The sequence below is a fragment of the Campylobacter novaezeelandiae genome (assembly GCF_018968685.1).
GTDB lineage: Bacteria > Campylobacterota > Campylobacteria > Campylobacterales > Campylobacteraceae > Campylobacter_D > Campylobacter_D novaezeelandiae.
The window spans coordinates 1,151,174-1,168,978 of record NZ_CP076657.1; the positions used below are offsets into that span (position 1 = coordinate 1,151,174).

Annotated in this window: 17 protein-coding genes; 6 read left to right on the forward strand and 11 right to left on the reverse strand. The window is 27.3% G+C overall.

Going from position 1 to position 17,805, the window contains the following annotated elements; genetic code table 11:
• Nucleotides 1–438, forward strand: coding sequence for a hypothetical protein (locus CNZW441b_RS05885; protein ID WP_131163488.1), 438 nt, complete (start codon nucleotides 1–3; stop codon nucleotides 436–438).
• Here CNZW441b_RS05885 and CNZW441b_RS05890 read toward each other — a convergent pair.
• The 8 genes from CNZW441b_RS05890 to CNZW441b_RS05925 form a co-directional block, all read right to left on the reverse strand.
• Complete coding sequence (locus CNZW441b_RS05890) at nucleotides 435–1,607, reverse strand: amidohydrolase family protein (protein ID WP_131163487.1); 1,173 nt, start codon at nucleotides 1,605–1,607, stop codon at nucleotides 435–437. The two genes, CNZW441b_RS05885 and CNZW441b_RS05890, sit on opposite strands and share 4 nt — an antisense overlap.
• Nucleotides 1,608–1,619: 12 nt before the next feature.
• Nucleotides 1,620–2,516, reverse strand: coding sequence for an NAD(P)H-dependent glycerol-3-phosphate dehydrogenase (locus CNZW441b_RS05895; protein WP_131186762.1), 897 nt, complete (start codon nucleotides 2,514–2,516; stop codon nucleotides 1,620–1,622).
• Complete coding sequence (gatB, locus tag CNZW441b_RS05900) at nucleotides 2,516–3,934, reverse strand: Asp-tRNA(Asn)/Glu-tRNA(Gln) amidotransferase subunit GatB (protein ID WP_131186761.1); 1,419 nt, start codon at nucleotides 3,932–3,934, stop codon at nucleotides 2,516–2,518. The genes CNZW441b_RS05895 and gatB overlap by 1 nt, the downstream gene beginning before the upstream one ends.
• Before the next feature lie 261 nt (nucleotides 3,935–4,195).
• Nucleotides 4,196–4,876 (reverse strand): F0F1 ATP synthase subunit A, encoded by a 681-nt coding sequence (locus tag CNZW441b_RS05905; protein WP_131163484.1) that lies wholly within the window; start codon nucleotides 4,874–4,876, stop codon nucleotides 4,196–4,198.
• A gap of 64 nt (nucleotides 4,877–4,940) precedes the next feature.
• Nucleotides 4,941–6,281: a DNA repair protein RadA gene (gene radA, locus CNZW441b_RS05910; RefSeq protein WP_216681302.1), complete on the reverse strand. Its 1,341-nt coding sequence runs from the start codon at nucleotides 6,279–6,281 to the stop codon at nucleotides 4,941–4,943.
• A 42-nt stretch (nucleotides 6,282–6,323) separates the two neighbouring features.
• Nucleotides 6,324–8,237, reverse strand: coding sequence for a motility associated factor glycosyltransferase family protein (locus CNZW441b_RS05915; RefSeq protein ID WP_216681303.1), 1,914 nt, complete (start codon nucleotides 8,235–8,237; stop codon nucleotides 6,324–6,326).
• Nucleotides 8,238–8,247: 10 nt separating this feature from the next.
• Nucleotides 8,248–9,114 (reverse strand): signal recognition particle-docking protein FtsY, encoded by an 867-nt coding sequence (gene ftsY / locus CNZW441b_RS05920; protein ID WP_131166202.1) that lies wholly within the window; start codon nucleotides 9,112–9,114, stop codon nucleotides 8,248–8,250.
• Entirely contained in the window at nucleotides 9,114–9,680 is a 567-nt protein-coding gene (locus CNZW441b_RS05925) for a TlpA family protein disulfide reductase (RefSeq protein WP_131163480.1), read from the reverse strand. Before CNZW441b_RS05925 ends, ftsY begins: the two co-directional genes overlap by 1 nt.
• A 71-nt stretch (nucleotides 9,681–9,751) precedes the next feature.
• Here CNZW441b_RS05925 and CNZW441b_RS05930 point away from each other — a divergent pair, with 71 nt between their 5' ends.
• Genes CNZW441b_RS05930 through CNZW441b_RS05945 form a run of 4 tightly spaced genes read left to right on the forward strand, consistent with a single transcriptional unit; the run spans nucleotide 9,752 to nucleotide 13,665 of the window.
• A complete protein-coding gene (locus CNZW441b_RS05930; protein ID WP_131163479.1) occupies nucleotides 9,752–10,366 on the forward strand; it encodes a 5-formyltetrahydrofolate cyclo-ligase in 615 nt (204 codons plus the stop codon).
• On the forward strand, nucleotides 10,302–11,852 hold the full coding sequence (rny, locus tag CNZW441b_RS05935) for a ribonuclease Y (protein WP_131163478.1): 1,551 nt from the start codon (nucleotides 10,302–10,304) through the stop codon (nucleotides 11,850–11,852). Before CNZW441b_RS05930 ends, rny begins: the two co-directional genes overlap by 65 nt.
• A gap of 5 nt (nucleotides 11,853–11,857) precedes the next feature.
• Complete coding sequence (locus CNZW441b_RS05940; RefSeq protein WP_131163477.1) at nucleotides 11,858–12,415, forward strand: DedA family protein; 558 nt, start codon at nucleotides 11,858–11,860, stop codon at nucleotides 12,413–12,415.
• A complete protein-coding gene (locus CNZW441b_RS05945) occupies nucleotides 12,415–13,665 on the forward strand; it encodes a ComEC/Rec2 family competence protein (protein ID WP_216681304.1) in 1,251 nt (416 codons plus the stop codon). The genes CNZW441b_RS05940 and CNZW441b_RS05945 overlap by 1 nt, the downstream gene beginning before the upstream one ends.
• Here CNZW441b_RS05945 and CNZW441b_RS05950 read toward each other — a convergent pair.
• Genes CNZW441b_RS05950 through CNZW441b_RS05960 form a run of 3 tightly spaced genes read right to left on the reverse strand, consistent with a single transcriptional unit; the run spans nucleotide 13,615 to nucleotide 16,527 of the window.
• Entirely contained in the window at nucleotides 13,615–14,418 is an 804-nt protein-coding gene (locus CNZW441b_RS05950; protein ID WP_131163475.1) for a YhjD/YihY/BrkB family envelope integrity protein, read from the reverse strand. The genes CNZW441b_RS05945 and CNZW441b_RS05950 overlap by 51 nt on opposite strands.
• Before the next feature lie 2 nt (nucleotides 14,419–14,420).
• On the reverse strand, nucleotides 14,421–15,797 hold the full coding sequence (locus CNZW441b_RS05955; protein ID WP_131163474.1) for an FAD-linked oxidase C-terminal domain-containing protein: 1,377 nt from the start codon (nucleotides 15,795–15,797) through the stop codon (nucleotides 14,421–14,423).
• A gap of 4 nt (nucleotides 15,798–15,801) precedes the next feature.
• Nucleotides 15,802–16,527 (reverse strand): plasminogen-binding N-terminal domain-containing protein, encoded by a 726-nt coding sequence (locus CNZW441b_RS05960; RefSeq protein WP_424944999.1) that lies wholly within the window; start codon nucleotides 16,525–16,527, stop codon nucleotides 15,802–15,804.
• A 106-nt stretch (nucleotides 16,528–16,633) separates the two neighbouring features.
• On the opposite strand from CNZW441b_RS05960, the gene pgp5 reads away from it, so the two are divergent.
• Entirely contained in the window at nucleotides 16,634–17,803 is a 1,170-nt protein-coding gene (gene pgp5, locus CNZW441b_RS05965) for a peptidoglycan metallopeptidase Pgp5 (protein ID WP_131186755.1), read from the forward strand.
• The last annotated feature ends 2 nt before the right edge of the window (nucleotides 17,804–17,805 follow it).

Here is a 17,805-nt window from a genome sequence, read left to right on the forward strand (position 1 = left end):
ATGGCCTTTTATTTGCTTATTGCCGCCTTATCTTTTTTAATGCTTTATTTTGCTGTTAAAAAATATACTTTAAAAATTGATGAAAAAACCTTATTAGAACCTATTAAAACTGATATTTATCCCAAATTTTGTGATTATATTGATGAAAAGATTAGAGAGCTAAAATATAAAGTGCAAAATAATGAATTAGAACTTTTAGATATGGATAAAAAAGATAACTTTTTAGAACATCTTGGGGATTTAAGCAGAGAACTTACCTTTATACAGACTATGAATTTAAGCAAAAAAAACGACGAGTTATGGCAGAATGAACTTTTTAATTTTTTAAAAAAATTAGAGCAAATTATTGAAGATTTTTTAAAAGATTCTCAAATGCTTAATGATCAATTAAGAATCGATTTAATGCAGAATTTCAAAATGCTAAAAGGGGAAGATTAAAAAGCCATCTCCCCTTTGATAAAATGATACTTTATTTTTCCATATAATTTATCTTGTGCATACAAAGAGTTAGAAGGAATTTCAAAAGAAGCATTTTCATCAAAAAGAATAAAATTAGCTTCCTTTCCAACTGCAATTTCTCCAGTATTTAAACCTAAAAATTCTGCAGGATGTAAACTTGTTAATTTGCAAAGTTCCTTCCACGATAACAAATCATTTTTAATAAAAAAGGTATAACAAAGACTAACAAATTCTTCTATACTATCTATCCCAAAAACAGCTTCATCAAAAGTTGTATCTTTTAAATGCTTTGTATAAGGACTATGAATAGAACTTAAAAAACTAATTTTTTGCTCCTTTAAAGCCTTTTTTAAAGAAATCAAATTTTCACTTGAACGCAAAGGAGGTATAAGTTTAGCTAAGGTATTAAAATCTCTACAGCTTGTATCATCTTTGATTAAATGATGAATGCTAAGAAGTGTTAAACTATCCTTACTTAACAAGGATAAAGATTTTTCAAGACTTAAAGTATCATAAAGAACTTTAACTTGATAAAATTTTTCAAGCTCTTTCACTTTAGCTACTTCACTTATTTCAGATATCTCGCTAATACCGCTTAATCCTAGCTCAAAATTAACTAAACCTTCATTCATTACCCCATTATCATAATTTTTTTCATAACACTGCATAAATATCGGTAAATTTTTCATTAAAGCGTATTGTATACTTATTTTTAAAATATTTGCATCCATCGCGCTATTAAGCTCTAAAGCACAAGCCCCTTTATCTATAAACATAGCAAGATTTCTTAATTTATTTTGAGAATCTAATACTTTAACACTAGGAAAAATATGTATTTTTCTTTGGGATAAATTTTGAAAATATAGCTCAAATCCTTGTTCATCGAAATTTGTACTATCGCGTAACACAATAGCACAAATTCCATTTTTTAAACATTGCTTTTCTAACGCATCTAAATGTTTTAAAGAAAACACATTATCTTTTAAAGTGATACAAAGATCAACAAAAGAAGGCAAAAGTGTTAGATTTTGCGCATCTATAATCTGATCATCATTTTTAATATTATCTTCAATTTCTACTATTTTACCTTTCTCAATCCTAATGTCCTTAAGAACTTCCCCATAAATCTTAGCATTTTTAATGATCATGATTTTTCCTTATTAAAAATTGTTTTGTTTAAGTAAGTTTTGCACAGACTCGTTTAATTTATTACCCTCTAAAATATTTACAAGTTCATTTACTATAGGAGTATAAATCTCCTTTTTTTGAGCTATTTTTTTAATAGCATACGATGTAGCTATACCTTCTGCCACTTCTTTGAGTTCAATTTGAATGTCTTTTAAACTTTTATTTTGCGCCAGCATAAATCCTACACGATAATTTCTTGAAAGACTACTTGAAGCAGTTAAAAATAAATCTCCTGCTCCACTAAGTCCTAAAAATGTTTCTTCTTTGGCTTCAAAAAATTTTCCAAAACGATGCATTTCAATAAGCCCTCTTGCAATTAAAGAGGCTCTGGCATTATTGCCAAGCTTTAAACCATCACAAATTCCGCTTGCAATAGCTAAAACATTTTTATAAGCACCACAAATTTCAGCACCCTTAACATCATTATCAATATAAGTTTTTATAAAATTTGGAAAAAACTGAGCAAATTCTTTGCAGATTATTTCATTATAACCATTAATCATCAAAGCACAAGGAAGTTTTTGCATAACTTCTGTAGCAAAAGAAGGACCACTTAAAACACAAAGTTGATCTTTACTAACAAATTCTAAGAAAATATCATCTAAAAATTTACAAGTAGAACTTTCTATACCCTTAGACGCAATTAAAATTTTTTGCCCTTCATTGATAAAATTATCTTTAAGCCAAGAAGAAATTCCTTGTGCGCTAAGAGCAAAAATAAGATATTTGCATTTTAAAGCTTCTTTAATGGATACAAAATTTGGTATATTTCTAAAAGTTAAAGAAGTTATATAACATTTATTATTTATGCTTAAAGCATGATATAAAGCACTCCCCCATTTACCTGCACCAATTACAGCAATACTCATTATCCAAGCTTTGATTTTAGAATTTCATTGACTTTTGCCGGATTAAAAGCACCTTTACCTTCTTTCATAACCTGTCCAACAAAAAAACCAAATAATTTATCTTTTCCATTTTTATATTCTTGAACCTTATCTTCATTGGCATTTAAAATTTGATCAATTACTTTTTCAATAACTCCATCATCACTAACTTGTTTAAGTCCTAGTTTTTCTATGCTCTCATCAATTTGCATTTTAGGATTTTCAAAAATGAAAGATAAAACTTCTTTAGCCGCTTTTGCACTAATAACACCTTCTTCAATTTTTGCAATAAGCTCACCAAGTTTTTTTGCATTTACTGGAGAATTTTCTATAGTGCAATCGCCCCTTAAAAGACCCATAAGTTCAGTATTTAACCAAGTTACACAAAGCTTTGGATTTAATTTATAAGAAAGAAGCTCTTCAAAAAAGCGACTTAACTCTAAAGAAGAAATCAAAATTTCAGCATCACTTTCTTTAATCCCAAATTCATTGATATAGCGTATCTTTTTTTCATCAGGTAATTCTGGAATTTTAACATTTAAAAATTCATCTGTTAATACAACCGGCAATAAATCAGGATCTGGAAAATAACGATATTCAGCAGCCACTTCTTTATTTCTCATGCTCTTTGTTATCAAATTTGTTGTATCAAACAACCTTGTTTCTTGTACTACTTCTTTTTCATATACTCCATCTTCCCAAGCTATACTTTGACGCTTAATCTCATACTCTATAGCTTTTTGTATGAAACGAAAAGAATTAAGATTTTTAATTTCAACTCTAGTATAAAGTTTAGTATCTCCTTTTGGACGTATGCTTACATTAGCATCGCAACGAAAACTTCCCTCTTGCATATTGGCATCAGAAATATCCAAAAATCTTATAATAGAATGAAGTTTTTTAAGATAAGCTACAGCTTCGTCACTACTTCTTAACTCTGGTTCGCTTACAATTTCTAAAAGGGGCGTTCCAGCACGATTTAAATCTATTTTGGAAAAAGAGCTCTCATGAATGTTTTTTCCAGCATCCTCTTCTAAATGCGCTCTAGTAATACCTATGCGTTTATTTTTCCCATTAATATTAATAAAAATTTCTCCATTTTCAACTATAGGAATATCAAATTGAGAAATTTGGTATCCCTTAGGGAGATCAGGATAAAAATAATTTTTTCTATTAAAAACACTTTTTTTATTAATCGTAGCATTAACAGCTTTTCCAAAAGAAATAGCTTTTTTCACCGCTTCCTCATTTAAAGTAGGCAAAGCACCGGGCAAAGCTAAACAAGTTGGGCAAACATTAATATTTGGTTTTTCCCCAAAAGAAGTGGCACAAGAGCAAAAAATTTTAGTCTTAGTATTTAATTGAGCATGAACTTCAAGTCCTATAACTACTTCAAACATTTATTTTCCTTAAAAATTTTGTATTCGATTGTATCATCTTTTATTTCAAAAAGACTTTAAAGAACAGTATACAAAATCAAATTTGACTATTTTTAATTTTTTGTTTTAATTCATAATTTTTTATTAAAAGAGTAAATATAAGATACAATAAAATTCCAAATAGAATGAAATTCCAAATAAAATAATTGTTTGAAAATAAAAAAAGTGTTCCAAAAAAGATAAAACCTAAAGAAACACCTTTTAAAAAATCAAAGAGATAAATCAATGACCTTCCTCGATTACAGTAGCTCCTGCTAAATAAACATAAGTTAAAATCATAAAAATAAAAGTCTGCAAAAATGCCATAAAAGTTAAAAGCACATAAGCTGGAAGAGGGGCAATATAAGGAACTAAAGCTAAAATAACCGCTAAAAATAAATCATCACCCTTTACATTACCAAATAAACGAAATGATAAAGAAATTACACGAGAAAGATGTGAAATAATTTCTATAGGAAACATCAAAGGAGCTAAAATTTTTATAGGCCCCATAAAATGAGAAAAATATTTTATAAAGCCTTGAGTCTTTATGCCTTCAAAGTGATAATATACAAAAACAATCAAGGCCAAAGAAAGAGTTAAATTTAAACTTGCTGTTGGCGCTTCAAAACCAGGAATTATTCCTATAATATTGCTTAAAAAAATAATCACACCTAAAGTAGCAACCAAAGGAAGATATTTTCTTGCAGCCTTTTCATTTCCTAAAGTGTCTTTACCCATAGTTAAAACACCTTCTAGATAAGCCTCAATTAAATTCTGCATTCCTCTTGGAACAAGTTGCATAGAAGAAGTTGCTAATTTAGTAATAATCATAGCAATAACAATTACTATACCTAAATGAAAAAAATAAGCAAAAGTATGACTTGAATCAAAAAAAGAGCTAAATAAAAATAAATCTTTCATATTTTCCTCAAACAATATTTTAAAAGGATTATTATATCTAAATCTTACTTATATTTTAATGAAATTACATCCATTCTAAAACTTGAGAAAGTTCTCTAGCAACAAAATATCTTAAGCCTATATCCTCTAAAGGTTTAGAAGGGATAATAGCATTTTTAAACTTTTGCATTTTAGCTTCTTTTAATCTAATATCAAGATGAAACACATCTCTAATTTCTCCATTTAAGCTAAGCTCTCCTATAAAAACACTATCTTTACTTAAAGGACGATTTTTAAAGCTTGAAATAATGGCAGCAACCACAGCTAAATCCGCAGCTGTTTCGCCAATCTTTACACCACCGCTTACATTAACAAAGACATCATAATGCCCTAGTGGTATTTCTAGTTTTCTTTCTAATAAAGCTAAAAGCATATCTAAACGATTTCTTTCATAACCTGTTGCACTTCTTTTTGGATAAGCACTCTCGCAAACAAGAGCTTGAATTTCTAAAACCAATGCTCTGCTTCCCTCCATTACTACACCTAAAGCACTTCCTGAAGTGGCCCTACCTCTAGTAAAAAAACGATTGGCCAAATTTTTGGCACTAATTAAACCCTTAGGACCCATTTCAAAAATTCCCACTTCGCTAATATTGCCAAAGCGATTTTTAAAACCTCTTAATAATCTTATTTCTTTTGTAGCATCACCTTCAAAATAAAGCACCACATCAACCATATGTTCAAGCACTCTAGGACCGGCAATTGCTCCATCTTTTGTAATATGGCCTATAATAAAAATGCTTATATTATAAGCTTTACTTAAACGCATTAATTCAAAAGTAATCTCTCTTACTTGAGTAATACTCCCTGCTGCTGAAGAAACCTTGTCAGAATACAAAGTTTGAATAGAATCTATAACCAAAACAGAATAATCTTTTTTATGCAATTCTTCTATGATATTTTCCAAACACAATTCTGTAAGTAAAAATAAATTTGACCCATTGGCCTCAAGTCTATTGGCACGTAGTTTAATTTGTGTTTTACTTTCTTCTGCGCTTACATAAAGTACTTTTTTGCCACTATTTGCCAAATTAGAAGCAATTTTAAGTAAAAGAGTAGATTTTCCAACCCCAGGACTTCCACCAATTAAAACTAAAGACCCCTCAACCAAACCTCCGCCTAAAACAAGATCAAGCTCATCATCTTGAGTGCTAATTCTACTGAATTTTTCTATTTCTACTTCATCAATACATATAGCTTCACTTGCTTTAGAATTTGCATGCTCTAGCTCTTTTAAAATCTTAATTTGTTCAGCTTTAAGTTCTATAAAACTATCCCAAGAACCGCATTCTGGGCACTTTCCAAGCCATTTTCTTTGTTGATTTCCACAAGATTGACATTCAAATAAAATTTTACTTTTAGCCATTTTTAACCTAAAAAATTTTTAAATATTATAATATTTTTGAAGTTAAAAAAGACTTTTTAAATTTCTTGATAAAAGAATTTGTTTTAAAGGAGCAATATTTTCTCTTATCCCTTGTTTTACAAGTTTAATATTGGCAATTAAAACTTGCATTAAAAAAATATGATCTTTAATCCATGTTAAATTTTTATCAAGCCACTCTTGTTCGTTTTTAGGATTTAACACATAAATCCTTGCTAAATTAAATTCAAATTGCATTAAAAAAGATCGTATAAATTCGTAAAGTACTGATTTACTATAATAGTCTATTCTCAGTTTAAGAGAATCTAATTTTTTAATAATTTCTTGAATAACTACTTTATTAATAATATTTTTATCAAATATTTTTTTACTGTCTTCTTCGGTATCTTTTAAGCATTCATTTAATTCTTTTAGAAACTTATCACAATCGATATAAAGTTCATAAAGATTTTCATCTATATTTAATAAAAGTTCATTTTGTTTATCTGTATCTAAAATTTTAGGCTGTGTAAATTTTTTATCATTATCATTTAATAAATTAAGACAACATTCTAAAAAAGGTTTTTCTATAGCTCCTTCTATGCTTGCTCCACCTTCTGTGGCATTATAAAATTTACAATTTTTGGTATTTTTATATATAAAATTTTCTATAGAAAGCCTAAAGGCATTCCACATACAATGGGTCTTAACTTCTCCTTTTCCTCCATAAGCTAAAACACTTTCTTGTTTTATACTGCTTTCATAATTTGACCCATACATATAATCCTTAGAATGAGAAGTTCCATCTTGAGAATAAGCTAAATCTTGACCTATAAAAATGATACTTTTATGTTCTAAAGTATAAGCAAGCTTTAAGGCATTTAAGGCAACTGTAGAACCTGAAGGAAAATTGCCAAAATCTTCAAGCATGCATTTTTTAACAAATAAAGAAGGATAAGGAATCAAGATGTAATTTCTTTTAGAATCTTCAAGATATTTTATAGCTTTTGGATGAGCTAAAGCTAATAGCACAAAAATAATTCCTTCATCGATATTTTTATAAGAATTTTTAAAAAGATCTGCCGTTTTTTCTGTTCTTTCAGACATTAAAACGTAATCAGGTTTAATGTCATATTTTGCAAGAATTGAATAAGCACTATCAGCACAAAATATCGTAGCTTTATTTTGATATTTTTTTAGAACAAGAAGTTGCTTATCTAAAGAAGGGCCAGTAGAGACGATAATGGCTGTTTTTGATTTTTTCTTGCGTGTTTGATATAAAGAATCAAGCGAAGGATTTAAAATCATTTTAGGACTATTAAAGATAAATTGAGTAAAACCTTGCAAAGCATCTTCTATATCATTGCCTTGATAAAGTATTGTCGTTTTAATAATCTGAGAAATTTTGTTATTAAGTTTGATAATCTTATCTTGAAAAATTTCATAATAAACACTATGCAAATGCAAAAAATAGACCCTTAAAAAATTAAAAAAAGGCGGAGTAGTAAAGATATTTTCCAGATCCTTTGATAGAACATCACTTTGTAAAATAATTAATTTATTATTTCTTAACTCTTCTCTAAAATCAATTAAATGAAAAATTTCATAAAGCAAAGAAATATCATCCTCAAATACAATAAGATGCTTTAAATGAGTGTTTTTAAGTAAAATTTTATATAAAATACCATTTCCAAAACCATAAAAATAAAGAACAGGATAAAACAAATATTGTGTTTGAAAAAGTTTTAATTTTTCCTCTAATTCCTTTTTTGCATCTTGATAAATACTTAATTTATTGTGAATATTGATTAAATTTAAAGAAAATAAATCCCCCCCCCCCCCATTTGGCAAAATTTTAAAATTATTCGAAATAGTGGTAGTTAATTTTTTATAAAGAGAAGTATTTTTTAAAGAAGATACATTTTGAAAAAAAAGATCTTTTTGCTCTGCGCTATACATTTAAAAGACTTTAATTATAAATAGGATCTAAAAGCGTATCAAGATATTTATCAATGTCAAATTCATATAAGTCTTGCATACTCTCTCCTACACCAATATACAATATAGGAAGCTCAAGCTCTCTTGCTATACTAAACAATCCTCCACCTTTAGCTGTGCCATCAAGTTTTGTTATAATGACTCCATCAAGTTTTACAAATTCATTAAATGCTTTTGCTTGTAAAATACCAGCATTACCCTGAGTTCCATCTAAAACTAAAATTTTTCTATGAGGAGCTCCGCTAAATGCTTTATCGCAAATACGTATAATCTTTTCAAGCTCTAATGCTAAATTTTTTTGATTTTGAAGTCTTCCGGCTGTATCAATAATCACTCGATCAAAATCTTTAGCTTTAGCTTTGGAGATAGTATCAAAAGCAACAGCTGAAGGATCATGTCCTTGTGAACTTGCTACAATTTCTATATCTAATTTTTGAGCCCAAAGCTTAAGCTGTTCTATAGCTCCAGCTCTAAATGTATCACAGGCACCTAAAATAATTTTTTGATTTTGTTGTTTATATAAATATGCTAATTTTGCAATGCTTGTTGTTTTGCCTGCTCCATTTACCCCTAAAATGAGCTCTACAAATGGTTTACTATGAGATAATTCTTTTTGATCATATAAAAAATATGTTTTCATTACTCGTCTTAAATCTTCTTTTCTTACCTCATTAGAAGGAGGTAAATAATAAATGATTTCTTCCACTATCTCATAACTTACATCCGCTTCTAATAAAATTTCTTCTAAAAGATCTTTAGTAATTTTCTTATGCCCTGATTTAATTTGAGCAATATTTTCAAGAGTCTTTTTTAATCCTTTTTTTAAAAAATCAAACATTAATCTATAGCCTTTTGTATATCAATTTCTAACATTTCTATAGGAATGAGACCTAAATATTGTCTTATAAGATTATTATTTTTATCAAATAAAAATAAAGTCGGCATTCCATTTATACCTCCTAAACTTTTAGCAAAAAGATAATTATTATCTCCTATGGCAACATCAAATTTTATTTTATTTTTTTGCATAAAAGCTTCTATATTTTGCCTATCTTGCTCTTCAATTAAAATACCTATAATTTGTAAATTTTGTTTATATTTTTCTTCAAACCTATTAAGATCTAAAATTTGAGCAATGCAAGGTTTACACCAAGTTGTAAAAAACATAAATAAACTAATTTTGTTATTGTTATTAAAAGTAATTTTATCATTTTGAGTTTTAATTGATAACGAATTCCCATTTAACATTGTTAAAGCAAAAGAATTTTTTGTATTTTCAATTTTGTTTGATGATATATTCTTTTGTGTTAGCCCTTGCTCATCTTTCTCTTTTGAATTTTTATCACAAGCTGTAAAAAATAAAGAAAAAATTACAAAAAGAAAGAAAATTTTTTTAAAAGTCATTAAATTTTTCCTTATTGAGTTAAGAATAAAAGATAAAATTATAACATAAATTAATACTCTAGGTAAATTATATGTTAAAAAATAATTTAAGAAAAAAATCAAAAAAAATTTTAAAAGAATATTTAAAATTTAAATTCAAAAAAGATTTTCAAGTTTTTAAAGAATGTCTAAAAATAATTAAAAAAAATAAAGCAAAAAGAATATTGCTCTTTATTCCCTTAAAATCTGAACCTAATTTATTTAAATTTAGAAGATTATTAAATAAAAATTGTGAACTTTTTGTTCCATTTATGCAAGATAAAAGTTTGAAAATAGTAAAATTGAGATTACCTTTAAAAAAGAAAAATTTTGGAGTATTTGAACCAAATAATTCTTTTTTAAAAGTAAAAAAAATTGATCTAGCTATTATCCCTGTTGTAGCTGTAGATAAAAATTTAAAAAGAATTGGATATGGAAAAGGTTTTTATGATAGATTTTTTTATGATCTAGGATATAAACCTTTAACTATTTTTGTTCAAAGTATTAATATGCTTGATAATAATAATATCACTGATTTTTATGATATTAAAGGAGATTTTTATATAAATCCTTATAAAAAATACTATAGGAAAGAAATTATAAATGATAACAATAATTGTAGTTTTTACAACCTTAATAGGACTTGGATTAGGATATTTAGTTGCTAAAAAAATAAATGAAGCCAAACACGAAATTTTTATAGAACAAGCAAAAGCAAAAGCAAAAGCTATTGAATATGAAGCTGAGCTTATATTAAAAGATGCCAAAAATTCTATACTAAATGCTGAATTAGAAATCAAAAAAAAATATGAAGATAAAGCTCATAAATTACAACAAGAATTACAATGTAAGTTTGAAGAAATTCACAAAAAAGAACAGCAAATTAAACTAGAAGCTGAAAAAATAAAAAAAGATGAAGAAGAATTAAATAAAAATCAAAAAATTATAGAAGATCTTCATCATGATAGCATAAGATTAAAAAACCAATATCAACATAAAATCGATGAAGTGATTAATATTTTAGAAAATTCATCTGGCCTTACAAAAGATGAAGCTAAAAAAATTATTTTAGAAAAAGTTGAAGAAAAATCACGCAACGAAATAGCTCATATAGTAAGAAAATATGAAGAAGAGGCTAAAAATGAAGCTAAAAGAAAAGCAAATTACATCATAGCCCAAGCCACTTCACGTTTTGCTGGAGAATTTGCTGCAGAAAGGCTTATTAATGTAGTCAATATTAAAAATGATGAACTTAAAGGGCGCATTATAGGCAAAGAAGGACGCAATGTTAAAAGCTTAGAAATGGTTTTAGGTGTTGATATTATTATAGATGATACCCCAGGTGCTATTATAATTAGTTGTTTTAATCTTTATCGTCGTGCCATTGCTACAAAAGTCATAGAGCTTTTGGTTGAGGATGGGAGAATTCAACCAGCTCGTATTGAAGAAATTCATGAAAAAGTTTGTAAAGAATTTGAAAATTCCATTTTAGAAGAAGGACAAATCATAGCTATGGATTTAGGTCTTGATAAACTTCACCCTGAAATCATAAAACTCATTGGCAAGTTAAAATATCGTGCTAGTTATGGTCAAAATGCCCTAGCACATTCTTTAGAAGTTGCACATCTTGCAGGAATTATTGCAGCTGAGTGTGGTGGAGACGAAAAACTAGCCAAACGTGCAGGAATTTTACACGATATAGGAAAAGCACTTACGCATGATTTTGAAGGATCTCATGTTGATTTGGGAGCTGAACTTTGTAAACGCTACAAAGAGCATCCTGTTGTAATTAATGCCATTTATGCACATCATGGTCACGAAGAAGCCACGAGTATAGAAGCGGCTGCAGTTTGTACTGCTGATACTTTAAGTGCTGCAAGACCTGGTGCAAGAAGAGAAGTTTTAGAGGCCTTTTTAAAAAGAGTAAGGGAACTTGAAGAAATAGCAAAAAACAAAGAAGGAATTAAAAATGCCTATGCTATCAATGCAGGAAGAGAAATTAGGGTTATAGCTAATGCAAAATTAATTAACGATGATCAAGCTGTACTTTTAGCTAAAGAAATTGCTAATGAAATTAAAGACAAACTCCAATATCCTGGCGAAATCAAAGTCAATGTTATACGCGAACTAAGAGCAATTGAATATGCGAGGTAAGATTTATGCAAGATATGATTGATACTTTACTTCGTTATGGTTATATTGTTTTATTCTTTTATTCTTTAGGTGGCGGAATGGTAGGAATTCTTGCCGCTGGAGTTTTGTGTTCTCAAGGAAAGTTAGATTTGTATTTATGTATAAGCATTGCCTTCGTTGCCAATGCAATTGGCTCTACTTTGCTTTTTGTTTTAGGAAAGTATTACAAAAAAGATATTTTACCTTATTTTAAAAAACATAAACGAAAATTAGCTTTAGCTATAATTAAAGTGAAACAATACGGGATATTTTTACTTTTTATACAAAAGTATATCTATGGAATTAAAACTTTTATTCCTATAGCAGCAGGGATTGCAAAATATAGTTTTGTGAAATTTCTTATAATCAATACAATTTCAAGTTTTATTTGGGCATTATTGCTTGGATTTTTAGCTTATCTCTTTGGACAAAGCATCACCTTTATCTTTAATAATCTTAGTAATTACCCTTATCTAGCACCTTTATTTTTACTTTGTTTAGTTGCAGCAATTTGGTTTTATCTTCATAGTTTTTCTAAGAAATAATGTTTTTTTATAATTCTTTATTACAAAAAAATAAAGAATTATTTATTGTATTTTTTATTTTTATTAGTATTTTTATATTTAATATTTTATTAGAATATAAAAATTATTTAAATTTTAAAGAAAACAAACACCCATCAATTCAAGCTACGATTATTCAAATTTATCAAAAAAAGAATAAAAAAAACAAAAATTATTTTGTTTTAAAATTAAAAAATAAAAATTTTACATTTTATACCACAAGTTTTAAAGATTTAAATCTTAGCAAAAATGAAAATATAGAGCTTAGAATAATTACAACAAATCTTAATTTTAAAGATTATCTGTCAAAAAATTTTTATGCGCCAAGCTATAATATAAAAAGTTTAGGATTTAGTAAAAATCCTAAAATTATTGATTATTTTTTAAATCAACATGAAAACGAAAAAATTAAAGAATTATATGGAGCTTTATTTTTTGCTCTGCCCATATCTTTAGAACTAAGAACGGATATTAATTATTATGGTATTGCCCATTTAATAGCAATTAGTGGTTATCATATAGGACTTATATTTTCTTTTTTATTCTTTTTATTGAGTCCTATTTATAGCTTTTTCCAAAAAAAATATTTTCCTTATAGAAATTTAAAATTCGATTTAAGTATAGTAATTTTTACTTTTTTAATCATTTATGCTTATTTAATAGGTTTTGTCCCCTCTTATATACGCTCTTTGATTATGCTTTTATGGGGATTTTATTTAATTAGTAAAAATATCAAACTTATTAGTTTTGTAAATTTATTTCTTAGTATATGTATTTGTATAGCTTTATTTCCTAGACTTTTATTTAGTGTTGGATTTTTATTTTCTATTCTTGGAGTTTTTTATATTTTTTTATACCTGCATCATTTTTCAAAATATTTCAAACCTTTTATAAATATTTTATTGCTTAATGTATGGACATTTTTTGCTATGATTTTGCCAGTGATATACTTCTTTCCACTCCTTTCTTATCAGCAAATTTTGGCCATTTTTATTAGCATTATTTTTGCAATCTTTTATCCTTTGGTTTTATTTTTGCATTTTATCAACGAAGGAGGATTATTAGATGATTATTTAATCTTATTTTTCAATTTTAAACTTTATGCTATTAATTTTAAAATTCCATTTTTCATTTTTTTAGCTTATATTTTACTTTCTTTACTCAGCATGCGTTTTAAAATACTAGCGCTTTTTTGTATTTCTCTTAACTTTTTGCCCTTCATTTTCATTTAGGTTATAACAGATTTTTATCCCAAAAAGATAAATTATCCAAGAAATATAAATCCAGATAAAGAAAAATAAAATAGCAGAAAAAGATCCATAAACACTCTGATAGGTCTTGCTATAAATCACATAATAAACAAATAAATTTTTAATAACATACCAAATCATAGAGGTCAAAAAGGAAACTATGCTTAGAATTTTAGTTCTTACATTATGCAAAGAACTTGAAAAAGCAATAAAAAACAAAGTCCAAATAATAATAAAAGGCAAAAATTCAAAAAAATTAAATCCTATTTTCCACTTATCTAAAAATCCTTGTATATAACCTGATATATAAAAACTAAAACCTAGACCTAGAGGTATTAAAGTAAGTAAAGTCCAATAAGAACTTATACTTTGCCAAAGACCTTTTGGTTCATTTTTGGTAATACGATTAATTACAAAATCATATCCAGAAAAAAAAGCCAAAGAAGTAAAAATCATTGCCACAAAACCAAATATCCCTAAATTTACACTATTTTTTAAAAAAGTATCCAAATAAGAAAAAACTATATCTTGCTGAGCTGGGATTAAAAAAGCAAAAATAACTTGTTTAGCCTTTTCATAATAAGTATTAAAACTAGAAATTCGAGTAAAAACTGAAAAACAAATAAACAAAATAGGTATTAAAGATAAAATCGTATAAAAACTCAAAGCCGCTGAATAATTTAATACTTCTTTATCTCTAAGTGCAAATAAAATTTTGAAAATTCTACTGAACATTTTTAAATTCCCATTTTAAAAGGATTTAGTATATTATTTGGATCAAAAGCTTTTTTAATATTTCTCATCAAATTCATTTCAGCCTCACTAAAAGCAAGTTGCATAAAAGCTGCTTTAGAAATTCCTATACCATGCTCCCCGCTTAATGTTCCATCTAATTCAATAGCAAGTTTAAAAATTTCTTCTATAGCTTTATACCCTTGTTCAATTTGATATGAATCATTTTTTTCAAGCATAACATTAACATGCACATTACCATCTCCAATATGACCAAAACAAGGAATTTTAAAATTATATTTTAAAGAAATTTTTCTTATTCCTTCTAAAAGTTCAGCAAGCTTTGATCTAGGCACTGTTATATCTTCATTAAGCTTTAAACTTCCATATATAGTAACAGCTTGAGAACAATTTCTTCTTGCAAACCAAATATCAGAAGCTTCTTTTTCATTATTTGCTATCTTAAAGTCTTTTGCTCCCATCTGCAAAAAGAAATCTCTCATATAATTAATATTTTTAAGCAAATTTTCTTCTTCATTATCATCCATTTCTATGATCAAGGCTGTATTAGCAGTCAAATAACTAAGTTTAAATTTTTGTTTTAATGCTTCTATAGTTAAAAGATCTAAAAATTCTATACAAACAGGATTTAAACCTTTTGATAAAGCTTTACATACAGAATCAATAGCTTGTTTTATATCATCAAAAAGTGCAATAGCCGTTTTGTTAAATTTAGGCAAAGGAAGCAATTTTAAAGTAATCTCGCTTAATACCGCTAAAGTTCCCTCACTCGCAATTAAGGTTCCAACTAAATTATATCCTGCTACATCTTTGATCGTTCTTTTTCCTGCTCTTATAACTTCACCATTTGGCAAAACTGCTCTTAAGGCCATTACATAATCTTTTGTTGTTCCATATTTAACAGCTCTCATTCCACCTGCATTTTCGCTCACATTTCCACCCAAAGAACAAAAATGCATACTAGCAGGATCGGGTGGATAAAAAAGACCATACTTTTGCACTTCTTCTTGTAAATTAAAATTAATAACTCCAGGTTCCACAACAGCGACTAAATTTTCAAGATCAATTTCTAAAATTTTATTCATATGTTTTTCAAAAGATAAAACTATCCCCCCATTAACCGCTAAAGCTCCCCCGCTAAAACCAGTTCCAGCCCCCCTTGGAACTACAATAATATGATTTTCATTGCAAAATCTTAAAATTTGAACAATATCATTTTCATTTCTTGGAAAAAGCACTCCATCTGGAAAGTAATGTTTTTTTGTTGCATCATAACTATAAACTCTTTGATGCAAAACATCAAAACAAGCATTATCATTTCCTAAAAGTTCTTTAAAATATTGTTTAAATTCTTGCTTCATTGATTTATTTATAAATCCCTAATAAAGCTTTATAATACCCATAAAAATTTGTTATATCTTGATCAGAGGTTAAAAAACCTAAGAATTTATTTTTATAACTCCCCACTCTAGAATAAAAAGGTGTTTGAATTTTTGTAGCTTTTGAAATAGAATTTTCAGCTAAAATATTAAAATCTTGACAATCCACAAAAACAGCCTTTTGATCAAGAGCAAAAATTAAAATTCCCACAGCATTATTAGAACAAAATTTTCTAAAATCAGATCTTTTAGGACTGCTTACAGAGTCTCTAATCAATTGTGCTCCAAAAATATCTATATGAGTAAAATAAATTTGAGGAAAACTTTGCTCAATCTCATTATAAATACTTTCATTAGGCGCTATGATTAAAGCTCTATTATAAAGAAAATTTAAAATAACCTCATCATTTACCTCTGGCAAAATATTTGGCAAAGGAAGAGCCTTTTGTTCTAAAGAATCAAAAACTTTAAATTCTAATTTAGCTAAACCATTTTCTTTAGAAATCACACTTGCTCTAGCAACTATACTTTTAGAATCTGCAAAATTATGCATTACAATACCTGATGAGTAAAGCGAAATTTCTGAACTATCTTTAACATATCCATAGTTCCCATCAACTTTTATAAGATTTGTTTTTACAGGATTTAAATTAAAATCTGCATAAAGGTTCGCAAAAAATAACATCATTATAACAATTCTTAACAAAATCATACTCCTTTAACATATTTATAATCATTTTTCATTAAGTAATTGTAAGAAAAATAAAGTAAAATATAGCTTTTAATTTATAATTATTGTTTAATTTTTAAGGTTTTTAATGAAAAAAATTTTATTTTTATTTTTTACTATCATTCAAGCATTTGCTGCTGTAAGTATGGAGGAATTAACTTGGGAAAATGGCGATACTTTACTTAAATTCCTACAAAGAAATTCAATCCCTATGTCTTTATATTACAACCTAGATAAAGAAGATCAAGAACTAGCTTCAGAAATTGCTTATAAAACAAAATATCAAATTTTAAAAGATGATAATAACAATATAGAACAAATTTTAATTCCAATTAGTGACGACTTACAAATTCATATTTATAAAGATCTCAATAAACAATATGTTCTAAATTTTACCCCAATATTATATAACAAAGAAAATAGAATTTTACGTATAAATGTAAAAACATCAGCTTATCAAGATGTATATGAAGAAAGTAAAAGTGCAACTTTGGCAAGAGCCATGGTAAGAGCTTTCAGAGGAAGCATTAATTTTCGCAATATCCAAAAAGGCGATGAAATCATTTTATATTATGAACAAAAAAGAAGAATGGGAAAGCTTTTTGGTGATATTATAATCAAAATGGCTCGTATAGAAATCAATAAAAACTCTCAAGAAATATTTTATTTTAATGAAAATTATTATGACAAAAATGGCAAAGAAGTTGAATCTTTCTTACTAGATAAACCTGTTAATTATTTAAGAATTTCATCTAAATTTAGCACAGCAAGATATCATCCTGTATTAAAAAGATATCGTGCCCATCTAGGAATTGATTATGCAGCACCTACAGGAACTCCAGTTAAAAGTGCTGGCAATGGAACAATTATCTTTGTTGGAACACAAAATGGCTACGGTAATGTTGTTAAAGTACAACACGCATCAGGATATACGACCTTATATGCACATCTTAGTCGTTTTGCAAAAATTAAAAAAGGACAAAAGGTTAAACAAGGACAAGTTATTGCTTATGTAGGTTCTACGGGTATGAGTACAGGTCCTCATTTACACTTTGGAGTTTATTTAAACAACAAAGCTATTAATCCAAACTCTGTTATTAAAATTGCTAAAACTCAACTAAATAAAAAAGATTTAGACGAATTTAAAAAAGTAGTTAATGCTCATGAAAAGAAAATAAACTTATTTATCCAAGATAATAAAGAAAATCCACCAAAAGAAGAAGATTTTGAAAACTATATTGAACTTGATTCAATATAGTT